Origin of the sequence: Rhizobium leguminosarum bv. viciae (genome assembly GCF_012276115.1) — a bacterium.
Taxonomy (GTDB): domain Bacteria; phylum Pseudomonadota; class Alphaproteobacteria; order Rhizobiales; family Rhizobiaceae; genus Rhizobium; species Rhizobium leguminosarum_T.
This window is the reverse complement of the sequence record NZ_WIEU01000001.1, coordinates 611,283-628,895: the sequence shown is the minus strand read 5'-3', so window position 1 is coordinate 628,895 and position 17,613 is coordinate 611,283. Positions and strand designations below refer to the sequence as shown.

General features: G+C 59.7%; 18 protein-coding genes. 1 reads left to right on the top strand and 17 read right to left on the bottom strand.

Annotation, left to right across the window (positions count from 1 at the left end; genetic code table 11):
- Positions 1-17 precede the first annotated feature (17 nt).
- From GFM02_RS02915 to GFM02_RS02880, 8 genes are all read right to left on the bottom strand, one after another.
- Complete coding sequence (locus GFM02_RS02915) at positions 18-965, bottom strand: 2-hydroxyacid dehydrogenase (protein ID WP_168267549.1); 948 nt, start codon at positions 963-965, stop codon at positions 18-20.
- Positions 962-2,596 (bottom strand): ABC transporter ATP-binding protein, encoded by a 1,635-nt coding sequence (locus tag GFM02_RS02910; protein WP_168320729.1) that lies wholly within the window; start codon positions 2,594-2,596, stop codon positions 962-964. The genes GFM02_RS02915 and GFM02_RS02910 overlap by 4 nt, the downstream gene beginning before the upstream one ends.
- Positions 2,589-3,515: an ABC transporter permease gene (locus GFM02_RS02905; protein ID WP_020046967.1), complete on the bottom strand. Its 927-nt coding sequence runs from the start codon at positions 3,513-3,515 to the stop codon at positions 2,589-2,591. The genes GFM02_RS02910 and GFM02_RS02905 overlap by 8 nt, the downstream gene beginning before the upstream one ends.
- 3 nt (positions 3,516-3,518) lie before the next feature.
- Positions 3,519-4,433, bottom strand: a complete 915-nt coding sequence (locus GFM02_RS02900) for an ABC transporter permease (RefSeq protein WP_003550760.1) — start codon at positions 4,431-4,433, stop codon at positions 3,519-3,521.
- 165 nt (positions 4,434-4,598) lie between these two features.
- Positions 4,599-5,465, bottom strand: a complete 867-nt coding sequence (locus tag GFM02_RS02895) for a DMT family transporter (RefSeq protein ID WP_168320728.1) — start codon at positions 5,463-5,465, stop codon at positions 4,599-4,601.
- Between the two features lie 272 nt (positions 5,466-5,737).
- On the bottom strand, positions 5,738-6,019 hold the full coding sequence (locus tag GFM02_RS02890; protein WP_168320727.1) for a hypothetical protein: 282 nt from the start codon (positions 6,017-6,019) through the stop codon (positions 5,738-5,740).
- Between the two features lie 163 nt (positions 6,020-6,182).
- Positions 6,183-6,647 carry an NUDIX domain-containing protein gene (locus GFM02_RS02885; protein WP_168320726.1) on the bottom strand — a complete coding sequence of 155 codons (465 nt, stop codon included), beginning with the start codon at positions 6,645-6,647 and terminating at the stop codon, positions 6,183-6,185.
- Between the two features lie 24 nt (positions 6,648-6,671).
- The gene (locus GFM02_RS02880) at positions 6,672-6,839 is read right to left on the bottom strand and encodes a hypothetical protein (protein WP_020046963.1); all 168 of its coding nucleotides are present in this window, start codon (positions 6,837-6,839) and stop codon (positions 6,672-6,674) included.
- 236 nt (positions 6,840-7,075) lie between these two features.
- Between GFM02_RS02880 and GFM02_RS02875 the strand changes: the two genes are divergently transcribed.
- Complete coding sequence (locus GFM02_RS02875) at positions 7,076-7,756, top strand: redoxin domain-containing protein (RefSeq protein ID WP_168320725.1); 681 nt, start codon at positions 7,076-7,078, stop codon at positions 7,754-7,756.
- A gap of 94 nt (positions 7,757-7,850) precedes the next feature.
- Here the strand turns inward: GFM02_RS02875 and GFM02_RS02870 are convergent, their stop codons facing one another.
- The 9 genes from GFM02_RS02870 to GFM02_RS02830 all read right to left on the bottom strand — a co-directional run bounded on the left by GFM02_RS02870 (position 7,851) and on the right by GFM02_RS02830 (position 17,574).
- A complete protein-coding gene (locus tag GFM02_RS02870; RefSeq protein WP_168320724.1) occupies positions 7,851-8,921 on the bottom strand; it encodes an ABC transporter ATP-binding protein in 1,071 nt (356 codons plus the stop codon).
- 67 nt (positions 8,922-8,988) lie between these two features.
- Positions 8,989-10,287 carry a D-tagatose-bisphosphate aldolase, class II, non-catalytic subunit gene (locus GFM02_RS02865; protein WP_168320723.1) on the bottom strand — a complete coding sequence of 433 codons (1,299 nt, stop codon included), beginning with the start codon at positions 10,285-10,287 and terminating at the stop codon, positions 8,989-8,991.
- Positions 10,284-11,237, bottom strand: a complete 954-nt coding sequence (locus tag GFM02_RS02860; RefSeq protein ID WP_168320722.1) for an SIS domain-containing protein — start codon at positions 11,235-11,237, stop codon at positions 10,284-10,286. Before GFM02_RS02860 ends, GFM02_RS02865 begins: the two co-directional genes overlap by 4 nt.
- Before the next feature lie 11 nt (positions 11,238-11,248).
- Positions 11,249-12,082, bottom strand: coding sequence for a carbohydrate ABC transporter permease (locus GFM02_RS02855; protein WP_205930169.1), 834 nt, complete (start codon positions 12,080-12,082; stop codon positions 11,249-11,251).
- A 23-nt stretch (positions 12,083-12,105) separates the two neighbouring features.
- The gene (locus GFM02_RS02850) at positions 12,106-13,023 is read right to left on the bottom strand and encodes a carbohydrate ABC transporter permease (protein ID WP_168320720.1); all 918 of its coding nucleotides are present in this window, start codon (positions 13,021-13,023) and stop codon (positions 12,106-12,108) included.
- Positions 13,020-14,276, bottom strand: coding sequence for an ABC transporter substrate-binding protein (locus GFM02_RS02845; RefSeq protein ID WP_168320719.1), 1,257 nt, complete (start codon positions 14,274-14,276; stop codon positions 13,020-13,022). Before GFM02_RS02845 ends, GFM02_RS02850 begins: the two co-directional genes overlap by 4 nt.
- 30 nt (positions 14,277-14,306) lie before the next feature.
- Positions 14,307-15,266, bottom strand: a complete 960-nt coding sequence (locus tag GFM02_RS02840) for a BadF/BadG/BcrA/BcrD ATPase family protein (protein WP_168320718.1) — start codon at positions 15,264-15,266, stop codon at positions 14,307-14,309.
- A complete protein-coding gene (locus tag GFM02_RS02835) occupies positions 15,263-16,057 on the bottom strand; it encodes a DeoR/GlpR family DNA-binding transcription regulator (protein WP_011649031.1) in 795 nt (264 codons plus the stop codon). The genes GFM02_RS02840 and GFM02_RS02835 overlap by 4 nt, the downstream gene beginning before the upstream one ends.
- Positions 16,058-16,257: 200 nt before the next feature.
- On the bottom strand, positions 16,258-17,574 hold the full coding sequence (locus GFM02_RS02830) for an alpha-glucosidase/alpha-galactosidase (RefSeq protein WP_168320717.1): 1,317 nt from the start codon (positions 17,572-17,574) through the stop codon (positions 16,258-16,260).
- Positions 17,575-17,613: the final 39 nt, after the last annotated feature.

The following is a 17,613-nucleotide window of genomic DNA, read 5'->3' as shown; positions in this document are numbered from 1 at the left end:
CGCGGGTTTTGCCGGAGTCAATTGACCGGCGTCAGCAGCGGCCTGCCTGCGAAGAAGGCTGCAAGGTTGTCGACCGTCAATTGCGCCATCCTGTCGCGCGTTTCCTCGGTACCGCTGGCATGGTGGGGATAGAGCACAACGTTGTCGAGCGCTGCGAAGCGCGGATCGGGATTGGGTTCGTTGAGGTAGACATCGATGCCGGCCGAGGCGATCCGCCTTTCCTGCAAGGCTTTGATCAAGGCCGGCTCGTCGACCACGGTGCCGCGGGCAATGTTGATGAAGCTGCCGGTCGGTCCGAGCGCATTCAGTACGTCCGCCGAAATCAATCCTTCGGTGGCGGGGCCGCCAGGCGTCGCGACGATCAGGATATCGGCCCAGTCCGCCAGTTTTACCGGCGTGTCGAAATAGGCAAAATCGTTGCCGGCTTTCTTCGTCCTGCCGTAATAGCCGACCGTCAGCCCGACAGCTTCGCATCGCCTGGCAATGGCCATCCCTATGCGGCCGAGGCCGACGATCCCGGCCTTCTTGCCCGACGTCGATGTCGTCAGCGGCATCATGCCTTTCTGACCCCAATCGCCGGAGCGCACATAGCGATCGCCTTCCGGCAGGCGCCGGCGTGCCGCCAGCATCAGAAGCAGTGCCATATCGGCAACGTCATCGCACAGCACTTCGGATGTGTTGGTGAGCTTGATGCCGCGCCGTGTCATCGCCTCGACGTCCATCTGGTCGTAGCCAGCCGAGGAACAGGCGGCAAGTTTTAGTGCCGGCAATTTCGAAAGCAGGGCTTCGTCGATCGTCACGTGGCCGTTGCAGACCAGCGCGGAAGAGATCGGGCCGGCTTGCTGCAAGAGAGCATCCCGCTCTTCGCCTTTGACAAGATCGAGCCGGTGCAGCGTGTAGGTCTCCTCCAGCATTGCCATCTGATGGGGCCGGAGCGGATAGGCGACGATGACATCGGGCTTCATGCGGAAACGAGTCCTTCCTGTAGCTGGCGGGCGGCGCGTCGGGTGGCCTGGATCTCCGGATCGGGATCGAGGCTCGCGGCAAGAAGCGCCTGCGTGTAGGGGTGGGAGGGCGCGTTGAAGATCTGTTCCACCGGACCCTCCTCGACAATTTCGCCGGCCTTCATGACGATGACGCGATCGGCGAAATCGCGAACCACCGGCAGATCGTGTGCGATGAAGAGGTAAGACAGGCCGAATTCGCGACGCAGGCCCTCAAGCAAGGCGATCACCTGCGCCTGGATCGACACGTCGAGTGCCGAAACCGCCTCGTCGCAGATGATCAGTTTCGGCTCCATCGCCAGCGCCCGGGCAATCGCGATGCGCTGGCGCTGGCCGCCGGAAAACTGATGTGGATACCGGTCGGCCATATCCGGTTTCAGGCCAACCTTGACCAGCAACTCGGCCACTCTCTCCTTCCATCTCGCTTTCGGCAGGATGTCCGGGTGAATGACCCAGGCCTCCGAAATCAACCGGAACACGCTCATCCGCGGGTTCAGTGACTGGGTCGGGTCTTGAAAGACCATCTGCAAATCGCGACGCAGCCCGAATATTTCCCTCGGGGTCATCGCAAGCAGATCGTTGCCGCGGTAGAGAACCTGGCCCTCCTGCGGATCATCGAGGCGAACGATTGCCCGGGCAAGGGTTGACTTGCCGGAACCGCTCTCACCGACAACGGCAACCGTTTCGCCGGGCATAATGACGAAATCCACGCCCTTCAGCGCCTGGAATGCGCCAAAACTCTTTTTCAAGCCGATGGCGCGCAGCAGCGGTTCGCCCTGCCGGTCACGCTCTTGCGCCATCGCACCCTTCCCCGGTGCGGCGGCTATCAGCTTCTTCGTGTAGGCGTTCTGCGGGTTGCGATAGACTTCGGCCGCATTGCCGGTTTCGACCACGCAGCCGGAATTCATCACCACGACCCGGTCGGCGATCTCGGCAACGACCCCCAAATCGTGGGTGATGAGCAACAGGCCCATGCCGGTTTCCTGCTGCAACTCCTGCAGAAGTTCCAGCACCTGCGCCTGCACCGTCACATCAAGCGCGGTGGTAGGTTCATCCGCAATCAGGATATCGGGCTTGCAGGCGATTGCCATGGCGATCATCAGGCGCTGCCGTTGGCCGCCGGAGAACTGAAACGGATACTTTCGCATCGCCGCCTGCGGATCGGTTATGCCGACGCGCCCGATCAATTCGAGCGCCCTCGCGCCGGCGCGCTCCGCCGACTGGCCATGCGTCGTCATCATCTCGGTGATTTGCCAGCCGACCGGATAGACCGGATTGAGGTGGGCGAGCGGGTCCTGAAAGATCATGGCGATCTTGGCGCCGTTGATCGAGCGCCGCTCCTCGGGCGTCATTTTTAGCATGTCGCGACCGTTGAGGAGAACGGTGCCGCTGGTGATCTTACCGGGCGGCATGTCGATCAGATTCATGATCGCCGAGGCCGACACGGATTTGCCTGAACCGCTTTCCCCAAGGATCGCCAACGTCTCGCCGCGATCGAGATGCCAGCCGACATCCTGCACCGCCTTGACGGTCCCGCTGGCGGTGTGAAACTCGACCGAGAGGTCACGCACTTCCAAAAGATGTTCAGCCATTTTTCCTGCCCCTCATTTCAAGGCGCCAGCGTTGCGTCGGATCGAGCGCGATGCGCAGCCAATTCGACAGAAGGTTCAGCGACAGCGTCGTCAGGATGATTGCAAGGCCCGGCCAGAAGGAAAGCCACCAGGCATTGGTGAGATAGGGTCGTCCTTGAGCAACCATGAGACCCCAGGTGATCTCTGGCGCCTGAATGCCGATGCCCAGGAACGACAGGGAGGACTCCGCCAGCATGACGAAAGCGAAATCCAGCGTCGCGATAGTCACCAGCGTTGGGAAGATCACCGGCAGGATGTGATGGAAGACAATGCGCCAATATGATGCTCCCATGACCTTCGCCGCTTGCACGAACATCCGCTCACGCACTTCCAGCACCTCGGCGCGCGTGGTGCGCAGATAGATGGGAATGCGGGTGATCGCCAGGACGAGGACGATATTCGTGACCGAGGGCTCGAGCATGTAGAGCACGATCACCGCCAGAAGCAGCGACGGAAAGGACATGATGACGTCGCCGAGGCGCATGATCCATTGAGCCGCGGAGGAGCGGCTGTAACCTGCCACCAGACCGAGCGCCGTACCGACGACGGATGATGCCAGCACGGCTGCCGCGGCCACCAGGATGGTGTTTTGCGCCGCCACGATGACGCGGGCAAGAAGCGGTCTGCCGAGCGCATCGGCGCCGAGGACATAAAGCAATCCGCGGGTGATATCGAACGGCGGTGCGTTGCGGCCCCGCAGGTTCTGCTTGGTGGCGATGGCCTCCAGCAGGAACGGGCCAAACAGCGCACAGAGCAGAACGATCAAGAGGAACAGAGCCGCGAAAAAAGCGAGCTTGTCCGCCCACAGCATCGTCAGCCAGCGTCCGATCGGGCCGCTTGGTTTTTTCTCGGCGAGGATTTGTGTGTCGGCCATCGTCATCGCTCAATACCGGATGCGCGGATCGAGCAGCGCGTAGGCAATGTCGATCAACAGGTTCATGATGAAGATCGCCAGTGCCGAGACCATGATAACGGCCAGCACGACGGCGAAATCGCGAAGCAAAATGGAATCGATCATCAGCTTGCCGATACCCGGAAAGCCAAACACCGTCTCGACGACGACGGCACCGTTCAGGATGGCGGCCGCCTGGTCGCCGATGACTGTGATCACCGGCAGCATGGCGTTGCGCAGTCCGTGAATGAAGATGATTGAGTTCGAACGGACCCCCTTGGCGCGGGCCGTCTTCACATAGGCGGAAGACAGAACGCTGATCATCGAGCCGCGGACCACCTGAAGGATCAGGCCGAAAGGCCGGATGAACAGCACGCTGACCGGCAGGACCCAGTGCCAGAAAGTTCCCGTTCCCGATGTCGGCAGGACATGCAGTTTGACGGCGAAAATGACGATCGCCACAATGGCCAGCCAGAAATCCGGCGCCGCAGCGCCGATCAGCGAGAAGAAAGTGGCGAGACGGTCGAAGACGCCGCCGACGCGAAACGCCGCAAGCGAACCGATGACGATCGCGGCGACCGTGACCAGCGCCATGGTGATGACGGCCAGCCAGAAGGTCCAGACGAAAGCCTCCAGCACGACATCCATGGCCGGACGGGCCTGTCGCAGTGACTGACCGAAATTGCCCTGGGCGAGATCCGAAACATAACGGCCGAACTGGATGATCAACGGATCGTTGAAACCGTTCATCTCACGGAATTGCTGGCGCATTTCGGTGGTCGCATCGATCGGCAGATAGAGGTCGGTCGGATCGCCCGTCAGCCGGGACAGGAAGAACACGATGACGATAAGCACCACGAGCGACACGCCACTGGCGATCGCGCGTTTGCCGATGAAACTCTTCATGCCACTCCTCCCGAGTGAACCCCATGGGGTTCGTGATGTCCGGTTTCGTCTTCGTCTGTGCTGCCTGTAATACCCCTCCGGCAACAGGCACGGCTCGACGACCGGCGTTATAACTGAAATATTAGTGCATCTAAAATTTTTGTGAACCCCAAAAATGATCAGGGCTTATCGCGGCGGTTTGCGTCGCCATGTCATGCCGCGGGTTCCGACAATGGCAGCGCCGATGATCACCGCCGCGCCGATCCACGTCTGTGCGGCCGGAACTTCCGAGAAAAATGAGAAGGCCATAAGGGCCACGACGGGCAGCCGGAGAAAGTCGAGCGGTGCCAGGACGCTTGCGGCCGCCATGCCGAAGGCGCGCGTGATCAGCGTCATGTTGAGAGCGCCGAGTGCCCCTTGCAGGGCAAGCAGTGCGAGTTGGTTCCAGGTCGGCATTGACCAGACCGGCAGCATGACGATCAGGCCTAGCGGCACCGTCGCTATCAGATTCCATGCAACCAGCCGGTCGGCACTATCCCTCAATGCCATCCGCCGCAGCATCAATTGGCTGGCCGCCGTCAAGACCGCTCCTGCCAGTGCAAAAAGCAGCCATTGGTCGAAACCGGACGCTCCGGGGCGAATGATGATCATGACGCCGATAAAACCTGCGACAATGCCGGCCACGCTGGAGATGCCGACATGTTCCTTGAGTACCAGCCACGCACCGAGAACGAGAAACATCGGCATGGTGAAATTGATCGCCGTCGCATCGGCGAGTGGCGCGTGCGCAAAGGCGACGAACAAAGCAACCAGTGAGGCAAGCTTCAGACCCGCACGCACGACATGCAGAACACGATAGGGAGAGGATTTCAGGTCGACCCGTGACACGATCCAGGGCGTGACGACAAGAAGCCCGAAAAACGATCGGAAAAAGCCGATCATCAATGGATGCACGTCGCCGGCCAGCAAACGCACGATGACCGCGTCGAGACTATTTAAAAAAGCGGCAGCCACCATCAAGCAGACAGCAAGGCCTGTGCGACCAGGCTGCATTACGCTTCTCCTGACCGAACAAAGGTGAACCCTGCTATATCGGCCACTCGACACGGTAGCGCATTGAACCGGCAATCCATTGGAAATAAAGCCTTCCTGGCGTTTCTGCTAATCTCCCGCTCCCGCGGTTTGCCGCAGCGGAGACTACTCGTTCTCACCAGGGGCCGGCGGCATCCGCTATCCCCGGTGCGGATCAACGGCTTTATCTCAATCCTTCAGCCGCCGTCCACACTGACAGAGCGCATTGCTGACGGGCGCGCCCTCGTTCACTGTTAGTGGATCACTCCGTTCGTCTTCGCCCGGTTCGAGAACTGGTGGACGAGCATGATGCCCTGCTCAAGGAGCAACTCGACCGCCTGCAGATCGCGGGGCGTGAGATCGCCGGATAGTCCGCGAATCGTATTGGCGACGCAGATGGAGTTGGCGACAAAGCGGGTGTCGCCCTCACCTTCCGCCTCCTCGGCCGTTGCTTCCAAGGCATCGGCGACGGTGTCGAGCAGGCTCGAGCGTTCGACAAGCGTCATGTCGTTCAGGGTTTTGGAAATGACATTCATGATTGTCTCCTCGCGCGTGCTCAAGGCGCATCGCAGCTCGATTTCAGTCATATGGCGGTGACTGTCAGATAGGATGGCTGTCTTCAGAAGCAACTCATGGCTGCCGCGCACCTCATGCATGGGTGCAGCGAAATGGCGCGGCTCAATCAATAATTCGGGCCTATCATTCCAGATGCGTCAGGAGGTCGGCAAGCATCGGTCGCTGCCCTTTCAACAGCTTTGTGGCCGCTTCGCGTAGGGAAAACCAACCCGCGCGATCGACCTCTGGAAAGCTCTTTAGCCGGCCTGACCGTGGTGGCCATTCTATTTCAAATTTGGAACTCCGTATCGCGTTCACGTCCAGTACCGGATCGGCTTCGATCGACCACGCGACGACTATCTTACCGCCGGGTTGTCGGTATTCGCCCAACGGTGTGAACCTGCCATCGACTGCGACACCCAGCTCCTCGGCAGTCTCTCTGATTGCGGCCGCGAGCTCATCTTCGCCGGTCTCGATCAGCCCCTTGGGGATCGACCATGCAGCCTCATCTTTCCTAGCCCAGAAAGGACCGCCCGGATGGACGAGAAGGACTTCGTAGTCCTTGGAAATGCGCCGGTGGATGAGAAGTCCGGCGCTGCGAATGACCATCGCGTTGTGCCCTTCTTGTATCGATCACGAGGCCAGGCACTCCTCACAGATGCCGCACCCGTCGTCGTCCATCCACTGACGCCGCCGCTTGCAGCAAAGGCAAGCACGACTATCCGGCTGCTCTTTTGCGTCTTCCGGAGGAATGATCTCGATCGTCGAGTCGAATGGAGTATCAGCCTCAAGTTCCGCCATCTCGTTGCTCCATTAGCCTGTTCTAAATAAAGATAGGTACGGCTATCGATACCGGCAAGCTCTCGACGACGGCAGGCGGCTCAATGAAAGGGTCAGCTTCGACGCCGGTCGGAGCGGCAAATGGCTTGCCGAATCACATTCGGCGATCTTAGCAGCGAACGCTGGGCCTCCTTGCGACAAGTGATATAGTTGAATTTCGGTCGTCCACCTGGACCATACGACAAAGGAATTACTCCATGGGAGACCAGAATCGCCCGCTGCAACCAGGAGAAACCGCCCCCGCCTTCGCACTCGCCACCGCCAACTTCGACGGAACGGTCTCATTCGCCGATTTGAGCGGTCGCCCGTTCCTGATCGGGTTCTTTCGCGGGCTGCACTGCCCGTTCTGTCGGCGCCAGGTAGAACAGCTTGCTGGCATACAGCCCACCCTGCGCGCCTCCGGAGTGGAGACCGTGGCCGTTATCAACACACCGGTAGAACGCGCTCGCCTGTATTTCCGCCACCGTCCGACGCCAGTAACGCTGCTATGCGATCCCGACTGCCATACACATCGGGCCTATGGTGTGCCCCATGCGGAGTTCCTGCCCGATGGGAGCAGCAAGCAGCCCGAATGGCCTTATAGCGCGACGATGGCGCAGTTCCAGGCGGCGCGCATCAACCCCACGGGCGAGTTGCCGGAATTGCTACAGCCGATGGAAGCCAATACTATACTCAACGCCAAGGACCACTTCGAGCTTGATGAAGCCGATATGGCGATCTTCGCGAACCACGCCACCCAGCTCGTCGGGCACTTCCTGGTCAATGCGAACGGCACCATCGCCTGGTCGCAAATTGAGGCGCTGGACGGACCGAACAGTCTTTGCATCTTCCCGACTGCGGCGGAGATAATCGCCGCCGCCGGCAGCCTTGAACGCTGACTTTCAGCCAACCATTGGCCAGCGTTGGCGAACTCGTCTCCGACCTGTCATTAGTTTGACCTCCACGTTCCGCCAGTCCGAAAAAATAGTCATGTTAGACAGACTTCAACCGTTGTTCGGTTTTTGCGTCGAACAGATGCAGTTTGCTGAGGTCTGGGCTAATGACGATTTGGTCGCCGGCGCGGAGATCAAGGCGCTCTCTTACCGTCGCAACGAGGTGATCCGCACCAAACTTCGTGGTCACCTGGATCTCAGCACCGGTAGGCTCGACGAGAACGACCTCAGCGGCAACGGGACCTTGTCCGATTGCAAGATGCTCAGGGCGAATGCCGTAGATAAGCTGTGCGCCGCGTTCCAATGGCGCTGCTTCGGGCAGCGGCAGCCTACCTCCGCCGTCCGCGATCAACTCCAGCGGCCCTGAAGTGCTGACCTGGCCTCGAATAAGGTTCATTGCCGGCGAACCGATGAAGCCCGCCACGAAAAGGTTTGCCGGCCGGTCGTAGAGATCGAGCGGCGAGCCTATCTGCTCGACGAAGCCGTCCCGCATCACAACAATCCGATCGGCCATCGTCATGGCCTCGATCTGATCGTGGGTAACGTAAATGGTTGTTGTCTTCAGTCGCTGATGCAGTTGTTTGATTTCCGAACGCATCTGGACACGCAGCTTCGCGTCCAGGTTCGACAATGGTTCGTCAAACAGGAAGACCTGCGGATTTCTGACGATGGCACGGCCCATCGCCACACGTTGGCGTTGGCCACCCGACAGGTTTTTCGGATATCTGTCGAGCAGATGCGCGAGCCCGAGAATTTCAGCGGCCTCTCGAACACGTTGCCTGGTCTGTTGCTTGGGTGCTTTCGCCAGCTTGAGCGAAAAACCCATATTCGCCTCGACGGTCAGATGGGGGTAGAGCGCGTAGGACTGGAAAACCATCGCGATATCGCGTTCTTTTGGCGCGACATTGTTTACGACCTTGCTGCCGATCGATATCCGGCCAGCTGAAATCTCTTCGAGGCCGGCGATCATTCGCAACAATGTCGACTTCCCGCACCCGGAGGGACCGACCAGGATCACGAATTCGCCGTCCTGGATATCAATATCCACCCCATGCAGAACTTCGAAGTGACCGTAGCTCTTGCGGGCATTCGCCACACTTACTGACGCCATAACTTTCTCCGGCTGAATGTTGGTATCTTCGGGACGCAGCCGCTCGTTGGACACGGCTGTCGATTGCTCATCGGATTGCCGTGGCGGCTGAATAAGGCGCCAGTACCGCGTCGATCGCAGCAAGGCAGAGTTCGCGGGCCTTCGGAGCGACCCGCTTTGACACCACGTCGGAATAGAGTCGGCCGAGATATTGGCTGATCAGAGTTTCGGGAATTTCATTGGGGAGCCGGCTGAACAATTCGCCGACCGCGGCGGATGCGCGAGGATCCGGCCAGTAATAGCGAATTCGATCACTATAGCTGAAATGTCGTTGCAGTCGCTCCTCATCGGGACTGCCGCCATAGTGGCCTGCCCAGCTTGCCGGTTGCTCAACCATGATCTTTTCCATGGTCGCCACCAGTCCGGTTCGCGGCGTCCTCCCTGTAAGCACGTCAGCGATCGCATCGAGACCGTACAGCGCTTCGCGCAGCGCGAAAGTCAGCCCCGGTCCGACCTTGAGGATTGCAAAGCCGCCGTCGACGAGAGCAGACAAGGCTTCGGCCGGCTGGTAGTCGGTGGAATGTGCTTCGAAAACCAAGCCCGGCATGTCGTCCAGCGAACGAATGAGGCTCTTGGCCCGTTCAGGCCTGTAGAGCGCCACGTCCGTGTTGCCAAATTCCACGCCCGGCTGAACCACGATCCCAATGACCCGCTCCATTGCCGGCGTCAAACCTGCTTCGGCAAACGACGCCCGGTGAACCGCCAGCGTTTTCATCGCCGCATCGGCCCGGGTAATTTCGATTTCTTCGAGTGCGTGCGTTGCACCACCCGGAGGCGGCACCTCGGTTCCGATGATATAGACCGGCGGACGGCGGCCTGAACGAAGAGCGGCCTCCTCAGCGGCCTTTGCCAATCGAGCGGCCCGCGCCGCGGTCAATTCATCATCGAGCGCCGTTGGTTCACCGGCACAGCCCATCGACGTGTCCAGGTGAATCTTTTCAAACCCTGCCTCGACATAGGCCGTCACCATAGCCGCGGCGCGCAGCATTGCCTCCTCGGCCGCCAATTTTCTCCATGGGTTGGGGCCGAGGTGATCGCCTCCCAGCATGATGCGTTCGGCTGGAAAGTCAGTCGCTGCGGCGATGTCCTCGATGAACCGGCGAAAGTCCGCCGGCGTCATCGCGGTATAGCCGCCCTCCTGATTGACCTGATTACAGGTGGCTTCGATGAGGACCGCCCGGTGCTCCATGCCGGCACGCCGCAGGGCTGCCTCGATAACCAGCGGATGCGCCGAGCAGACCGAAGTGACGCCATGGGAAAAAGGCAGGTTTCGGGCGCCGAAAAGCTTTCGCAGCGCGCTCTGCCGGTTTTCTTCGATCGACGTCATGCGAGCGTTACAACCTTCGTCAGGTGACGAGGAGAGACCGTGTCGATTTGCCGGACCTGCGCGGCGCGTTCGCCGAGGATCTGCAGCGCCGGAAGGACAACGAGACCCGCAAGCGATAGATCGACATCGACGGGGAGTTCCAGATCGCCTGGACCACCCACACCGATGACGACCGCGCCTTTTTCTCTCAGTTCTCCCACCAGTTTCGTTTCCGCCTCCCTCTGGTCGGAGCTGTACAGCATGACCGCAACCGTCTTTGCGTCAACGAGGCTGATCGGCCCATGCCGGTATTCCAGCGGGTGGAAGGCCTGGGTCATGATCTGGCTCATTTCCATGAGCTTGAGCGCTCCTTCCAGGGCGATGCCGAAGAGCGGCCCGCCACCGAGAAAGACGAAATGCGACCGGTCGGCGATAATTCCAGGAAGCGCCGCATCGAGAGCGCTCGCGAGCTGCCGGGCGGAATTCACGACAGAGGCAGGAACCTTCTGCCCGATCATCTGCAAACCGAGAAGGACCATGAGGCTAGCCGAGACCGTCATGACGATACCTTCGTCGGGATGAGTTTCGGCAGCGACCATCCGATCGCAATTTTTCGCGAGAGAGCTTTCCGGTTCGACGGTTATCGCCGTCACGAAGGCGCCGGCGGCGCGGCTTGCCTTTGCTGCGGCGACTGTTTCTGTCGTCTCGCCGCTGCGGGAAAGTGCAACGACGTGCGTGTTGCGCCACTCCGGCCAGAAGGCCGAGGGTCGGGTTTGCCATTCGGCGCCGGGGACCGCGATTGCCTTGCGTCCGGCCATATTGGCATAGGATGCTAACGCAAGCGCCAGATTGAAGGACGTGCCGCAGCCGACGAAGACCAACAGCTCCGCGCCATCGATAGCTGAATTCGAGCCGATCGCCTTCTCCCAGTAGGGAAATTGCTCGAAAATGACTTTTTCGGTCGTGTTCATGAAGTCTCCGATTATTTGACCGAACCAGCCAACAGGCCGCTGACGAGGTAACGGTTGAGGAAAATGACGACGAGGGCGGGGATGACGATGGCGATCGAGCCGCTCGCGGTGATGAGCCCGTAGTCGATGAAGTTCTTCGTTACGAATTCCGGGATCAAAACCGTTAGCGGCTTCGTTGCCTGCGGCGAAAAAATGAGCGGCACGAGATACTGTCCCCAGGCACCCAGAAACGTAAGGATTGCCGCTGCCGTCAGACCCGGCCCGGCCAGCGGCAGGACGATATTGAAGAAGATGTAGAGCCTGCCCGCTCCGTCGAGTTGCGCCGCCTCTTCCAGTGCGATCGGAAGAGCTTCGAACACGCTCCGCAGCAGCCATAGCGACAGTGGCAGGAACGCCGAGACATAGATCAGCGAGACGCCCAGATAGGTATCGACGAGATGCAGCTTGATCATGATCTGATAGAGCGGGATCAAGACTGCGTAGGCAGGAATAGCCAGGGTCGCGACAACAGCGACAAAAAGCACTTTGCGGCCGGGAAACTGAAGCCTGGTGAACGCGTAAGCCCCAAGAGAGGATATCGCGACGCAAAGCAGGGTGGCAGCGATTGATGTCACCACGCTGTTGAGCAATGCGGCCCGGAACTGTTTGAATACCTCCACACCTCCGATCCGCGCAATATTGATGCCGAGCAGCCGCGAGTAGTGATCGAGCGTAAAGTGCTGCGGGAAGAAGTTGATCGGACGGGTCGAAAAGTCTTCGCTTGGAGTAACCGAACTGGCGATGGTCCAGTAGATCGGCCCTAAAGACCAGATCAACAGGACGACGACGCCGGCCCAAATCATCATTCGATAGGCAATAGTGGATTTCATCAGTCGAACCGTGTGTTGCGGTAGACACGAAGGACGTAGACCAGCGAAATCAGTAGAGACACGAGAGTGATCACGACCGATAGCGCCATGCCATACGAGAAGCGGAGATTCTGGAAGGTTTCGAGGTAGATCTGGACGAGCACCGGTCGGGTCTCGAGGCTGGCACCCGCGAGAACCCAGGCCTCGTCGAAGAGATTGAAAGCGTTCACGGTTGCGTTGGTCATGGCGACAGCGATCGCACTGCGAACCAGCGGCAGGGTGACCCATCCGAACATCTGAATGCGCGTGGCCCCATCGATCCGCGCAGCCTCATAGAGATGCGCAGGGATACTCTGCATCGCGGCAAGGACGATGACGATCGTCAAAGGCATCATGCGCCAGACGTGGACCACCGTTACGGCGACGATGGCGCTGGTGCGATCGTTGAACCAGACGTGATTTTCGAAGGGAAGCCCGAGCGCCGAAAGGATGCCGTTCAACAGGCCCGCGCCCGGTTGATAAATCCAAAGCCAAATGACCGAATTCACAACGCCGGGCAGCGCCCAGGGCAAGATCACTGCTGCGAGCACCCACTGCCGCCCGACCTTGATCTGATTGATGAGAGCGGCGGCAAGAACGCCGAACACGGTTTCGGCGACGACGGCCAGAACAACGTATGTGAGCGTGTTGCTCCAGGTCGTCGCGAGCTGGCCATCCGACAGCATTCGGCTGTAGTTTTCCAGGCCGACGAATGGCGTGCCGGCCTGCATGGGGTTGACCCTGTGCAGGCTGTCCCAGACGGTTCTTCCCATCGGGTAGAAGACCAAAGCTGCCATCGTGAGAACGATGGGCGACACCAACAGCAAGCCGAGCGTGGCGTCGGCGTTGAAGCCGAGCCCACGCTTGCTCGTGGCCCCTTCGGACGCCAAAGCTGTCATTGCGCCATCGCCTGCTTGGCGGCGGAAGCGATGGCCTCCATCGCCTGGTCGACGCTCATCTGTCCCTTGGCAGCGCTGTTGATCGCGGTGTTTACGCCGCTGGAAAATTGCGGGTACCAAGGCGGCGTGCCTTGCGGGAACAGCGGCTCGACCGTCTTCGACTGCGCCACCAGAGCGTCGCCGCTGTTCAGCTTTCCGGACTCGCTGAGTTCGGAAAGCGCCGAGGTGCGTGTCGGCAGGAAGCCGTTCACGGCATTCTTCTTCTGGAAGTCCTTGCTGGTGAACCATTTGACGAAGGCGATTGCCGCCTCCTTGTTGGCAGAGACATTTGGAATGGCCAGCGCTTCCGGAAGGCCGAAACTGCGCGTTTCACCGCTTGCCGTCGGCACGAGGATCGCCTCTACCTGGCCGGCGACTTTCGACTGCTTGGGATCGTTCATCTGGCCAAGACGACCAGGCTCGCCGGAGATCATGATGCTGGTGATGCCCTGCGCGAACATGCTCTCATTGATTTGGCTGTCCTTCAGGCCGGTAGACGCCGGATCGACCAGCCCGTCCTTGAGAAGCATCAATTCGAAAGCAAGCGCCTTGTAACCAGCCGAATCCGGCGAGGTGAAGAGCGGATTGAAGTCCTTGTCGAAGAGTTCGCCACCGAAGGCCTTGGTCAGCAGGTACCAGCTCGTTGATGCGCCTTCCGTTGCTGAAACTGGCAGGCCGATCGGATACTCGACAATGCCTTTTTCCTTGATCTTCTTGGCTGCGGCGACCAGGGCGTCCAATGTTTTCGGCATCTCGGTGATGCCTGCATCCGTGAAATGCTTCTTGTTGACGAGCATCACCCGGAAGTCGTTGGTGTAGGGAATTCCCAATAATTTGCCGTCGACCGTGAAGATCTTGGCAACGCCGATATCTTTCACCGCATCGGCGTCGATCACGTCGTTGAGCGGCATATACCAACCGGCCGCGCTGAACTGACCGGTCCAGGACCAATCGAATTCGGTCACATCCGCTGGCGCTGTACCGGCAACCAAGGCTGTCACCAGCTTCGGGCGGATGTCGTCCCACGACAGGGTCTGCAGGTCGACGTGAATGCCGGTTTCGGCCTCGAAGTCAGCGGCGATGTTCGGTCCCTGCGGCGATGGCATGAGCACCGTGATCGACTGACCGGCAAGCGGCTTGGCGTCCTGGCCAAGAGCCGGTGCGGCGATTGCCAAGGCCGCCGATGCAAGTAGAGGCAAGATCAATTTATGCATGTTCCCATCCTTCATTATTCTTGAGCTCAATTACTGGGATGCGCAGTCACCGCCTTCGGCCGTGGCCACGATTTGCCCGAACCAGCCGTCGTCTAACGGCCAGTCGAGAAGTTGGGCGGCAGCCAGGAGCGCGCCGCCAATCGGGGGAAGTTTCGGCAAAGCCGGAGGCCTGCCAATTCGCCGTTCAAGCGCCTCCAAAAGAAGTCGGCTCGAAAAAGTACCGCCGGCATAGGTCCAGTCGGCATCCGGATCACAATGGCCGGCAATTGTCGCATGATGCTTCGCGAGTTCATCGGCCGCCTGCTCGATCAACCCGACCGCCCCTTTATCGCTGCCAAGTGCGACCTGATCGACGAGGGTCGAAATTGCTGCAATGTCCGCCCGTGGGTTCGCCAGGGAGCTGGCCCAATCGCCGAGCCCATTCATTGGATTGCTCAAGTCGATGCGAAGGTGATCAAACAGGGCCATTGCAAGAGCCGTTGCCGGAGCACGCCCGTCCAAGCTTTGGCTGACGAGATTGAGCGCCCTCTGCCCGATCCAATGGCTGCTGCCCTCGTCACCGATGAGATCTCCCCAGCCGCCAGTGCGCGCCGACCGGCCTGAGGAATTACGCGCCCATGCCATCGAACCCGTGCCGGAAAGAATGAGGATACCCGGCTTGCCCGCAAAAGCACCGAGGTGCGCCGCGTCGACGTCGTTGAGGACGCGCCGGGGGACGTTCGGGAACAGGCGCTCGATCGCATCGCGCTGTAGAGCCGACAGGCGCTCAACCTCGCCGTAGGCGGGCAGCGCTGCGGCGACGGCCGCCAGATTGCCTTCATCGCGAAAGGGAAGGAGATGCTGCTCCAGCTCGTGGAGCCAATTCGGATTGTCCATGGGATTGACGCCATGGCCGCGGGAACGCCGCAATATCCGGCCACGCTTGTCCGCGAGGGCAACCAGCACCTTGCTTCCGCCACCGTCGATGCCGAGGATCAGCGCGTCGCTCACTCTTTCGCCCTCAGATCCGCGATTGTTGCGTCGACGCCGAAGTTGACGAGCTCGTCACGCCAATGCCGCGAAAGCCCGGAATCGGTAATGACTTTCGCGGTGTCCAGCGGCGCGACTTTGTAGGTCGCCGTGGTTCCGAATTTCGAGGAATCGGCCAGGACGAAACGATTGGCCGACCGGGCCAGCATGCGCCGGTTGAGGCTCGCTTCCGCACTGTCCACGCTGTAGATCGCACCGTCAGAGCTGATGGCGCTGGCGCCAAGAAAGAGCTGGTCGAACCATAAAGTTTCCAGCATTGCCTCCGCCTGAGGTCCGACGAGCGACGCATTTTCGCTGCGCAGCTGACCGCCGAGAAGCACCACCTCCAAATTCGGAATATTCAGGAATTCCTGCGCTACCGTCAGGCCGTTGGTGAATATCCTGAGCGGCATGGGGTTGATGCGAACGAGGCGCGCAAGCTGCAGGACGGTGGTTCCCGCGTCGAGAAAGATTGCCGTACGCGGATGAAGCAGGTCGTAGGCCGCGGTGGCAATTGCCCGTTTGGCCGATAGATGGCGTTTTTCGCGCTCCTGAAATGCAACCTCAACCGACGATCCTTCGGCAATGCGCGCTCCACCATGCACGCGATCAATGGCGCCCTCCTGCTCAAGGATCTGCAGGTCTCTACGAACCGTGGCAAGCGATGCTCCGATCGCATCGGCAAGCGCCTGAATGGTCGAAAAGCCGTTCGCGTAGAGGTGGCTGCGAATGGCATCCAGTCGATCGACCTTCACTCCAACTGCCTGGCTCAACGAAAACCTCCCTCACGGCCGATCCCAATTTCGATCATGGTTTCATTTCAAATGATCAGTGTCAATCAATTTGCTGACGTTTTTTGATTTATTGGCTGAAATCCGGATATGAAAAAAGACGCGCCGTGAATTCACGGCGCGTCTAAAACGAATGAACTGCCATCCGCGCCAGTGCTTGTGGCTGGCTTACCCGCGGGATCTCACTGATATCTCGGCAACAAATCGCCGTGCGCGTCGATCAGATCGTCGACAAGGTTCCAGATTTGGTCTGGCGACAATTCCGCGGACGTATGCGGATCGAGCAGAGCGGCCTGGTAGATGCGCTCGCGGTTTCTTGTAAGAGCCGCCTCGACCGTCAACTGCTGAACGGAAACGCTCAAGTTCATGACGGCGGAAAGCTGAGAGGGGATCCGACCGACCCGGACCGGCTGAATTCCGTTTCTGTCGACATGGCAAGGCACTTCCACGATGCATTCATCGGGCAGATTCTCGATCAGGCCGTTGTTTGGGACATTGCCGTATATCAGCGCCGGGCTGCCAGAGACCGCGGCATGAATGATGCCGGCCGCATATTCATTGCTGCGGCACACCTCGATCGGCTTGTCGCCTTCCAGTTCCTTGCGCAGGGCATGCCACTCCTTGATCTGCACCTCGCAGCGCCGGATGTATTCGTCCAACGGAATATTCAGCTGATCGATCAGATCCCCTCGTCCCTCCTTGATGTACCAGGAGGTATACTCGGAGAAATGCTCGCTGGATTCGGTGACGAAGTGGCCGAGCCGTTTGAGAACATCGAACCGCACCCGATCGTCGGGTGGAACGCGGCCATCGGCGGCGAGAGCGTTCAGTCTCGGATAAAGGTCTTCCCGCCGCCCGTCGCTATGAATTTTCTCATATTTCAGGAAGAAGGCGACGTGGTTGATCCCAGCCGAAACATAGTTCACGTCGGCAATGTCCTCGCCGAGGCATTGCGCGAGATGCCCGGCTGTGTGCTGCACACTGTGACACAAGCCGACGGTGCGGATTTCCGGAGCCAGATCCTTGATCGCCCAGCAGTTGATGGCCATCGGGTTGACGTACTGCATCAGAAGAGCCTGCGGGCAGACCTCCTGCATGTCTCGGCAGATCGCCTCAAGGACTGGTATCGTCCGCAAACCGCGGAAAATGCCGCCGATGCCAAGGGTGTCGGCGATCGTCTGACGCAAGCCATATTTTTTGGGAATGTCGAAGTCCGTGACGGTCGCCGGTTTGTAGCCACCGACCTGCATCATGAGGATGACGAAATCGGAACCGCGCAGCGCTTCCCGCCGGTCGAGCGTGGCGTCTATCCTGATGTTTGAAAGCTTAAGCGACTCGCAGATTCGGCGAGCAACGATCTCTGAGGTCTTCAGTCGCTCGGGATCGATATCGAAGAGGCTGATGACGTAGTCGCCGCCTCTCTGCGAGGACAGGACGTCTCCCAGAATGTTCTGTGCAAAAACGGTGCTACCAGCACCTACTAGGCAAATCTTCGGCATTGCAATCTCCCCATCGGTTGTGATTGCTTATTGCTCCTT

Coding starts and splice junctions, on each gene's coding strand:
- GFM02_RS02890 (WP_168320727.1), bottom strand. CDS start 6,019: ATGAATGTCATTTCCAAAACCCTGAACGACATGACGCTTGTCGAACGC.
- GFM02_RS02910 (WP_168320729.1), bottom strand. CDS start 2,596: ATGGCTGAACATCTTTTGGAAGTGCGTGACCTCTCGGTCGAGTTTCAC.
- GFM02_RS02855 (WP_205930169.1), bottom strand. CDS start 12,082: ATGATGATTTGGGCCGGCGTCGTCGTCCTGTTGATCTGGTCTTTAGGG.
- GFM02_RS02845 (WP_168320719.1), bottom strand. CDS start 14,276: ATGCATAAATTGATCTTGCCTCTACTTGCATCGGCGGCCTTGGCAATC.
- GFM02_RS02860 (WP_168320722.1), bottom strand. CDS start 11,237: ATGAACACGACCGAAAAAGTCATTTTCGAGCAATTTCCCTACTGGGAG.
- GFM02_RS02865 (WP_168320723.1), bottom strand. CDS start 10,287: ATGACGTCGATCGAAGAAAACCGGCAGAGCGCGCTGCGAAAGCTTTTC.
- GFM02_RS02905 (WP_020046967.1), bottom strand. CDS start 3,515: ATGACGATGGCCGACACACAAATCCTCGCCGAGAAAAAACCAAGCGGC.
- GFM02_RS02880 (WP_020046963.1), bottom strand. CDS start 6,839: ATGGCGGAACTTGAGGCTGATACTCCATTCGACTCGACGATCGAGATC.
- GFM02_RS02875 (WP_168320725.1), top strand. CDS start 7,076: ATGGGAGACCAGAATCGCCCGCTGCAACCAGGAGAAACCGCCCCCGCC.
- GFM02_RS02915 (WP_168267549.1), bottom strand. CDS start 965: ATGAAGCCCGATGTCATCGTCGCCTATCCGCTCCGGCCCCATCAGATG.
- GFM02_RS02830 (WP_168320717.1), bottom strand. CDS start 17,574: ATGCCGAAGATTTGCCTAGTAGGTGCTGGTAGCACCGTTTTTGCACAG.
- GFM02_RS02885 (WP_168320726.1), bottom strand. CDS start 6,647: ATGGTCATTCGCAGCGCCGGACTTCTCATCCACCGGCGCATTTCCAAG.
- GFM02_RS02850 (WP_168320720.1), bottom strand. CDS start 13,023: ATGACAGCTTTGGCGTCCGAAGGGGCCACGAGCAAGCGTGGGCTCGGC.
- GFM02_RS02900 (WP_003550760.1), bottom strand. CDS start 4,433: ATGAAGAGTTTCATCGGCAAACGCGCGATCGCCAGTGGCGTGTCGCTC.
- GFM02_RS02895 (WP_168320728.1), bottom strand. CDS start 5,465: ATGCAGCCTGGTCGCACAGGCCTTGCTGTCTGCTTGATGGTGGCTGCC.
- GFM02_RS02870 (WP_168320724.1), bottom strand. CDS start 8,921: ATGGCGTCAGTAAGTGTGGCGAATGCCCGCAAGAGCTACGGTCACTTC.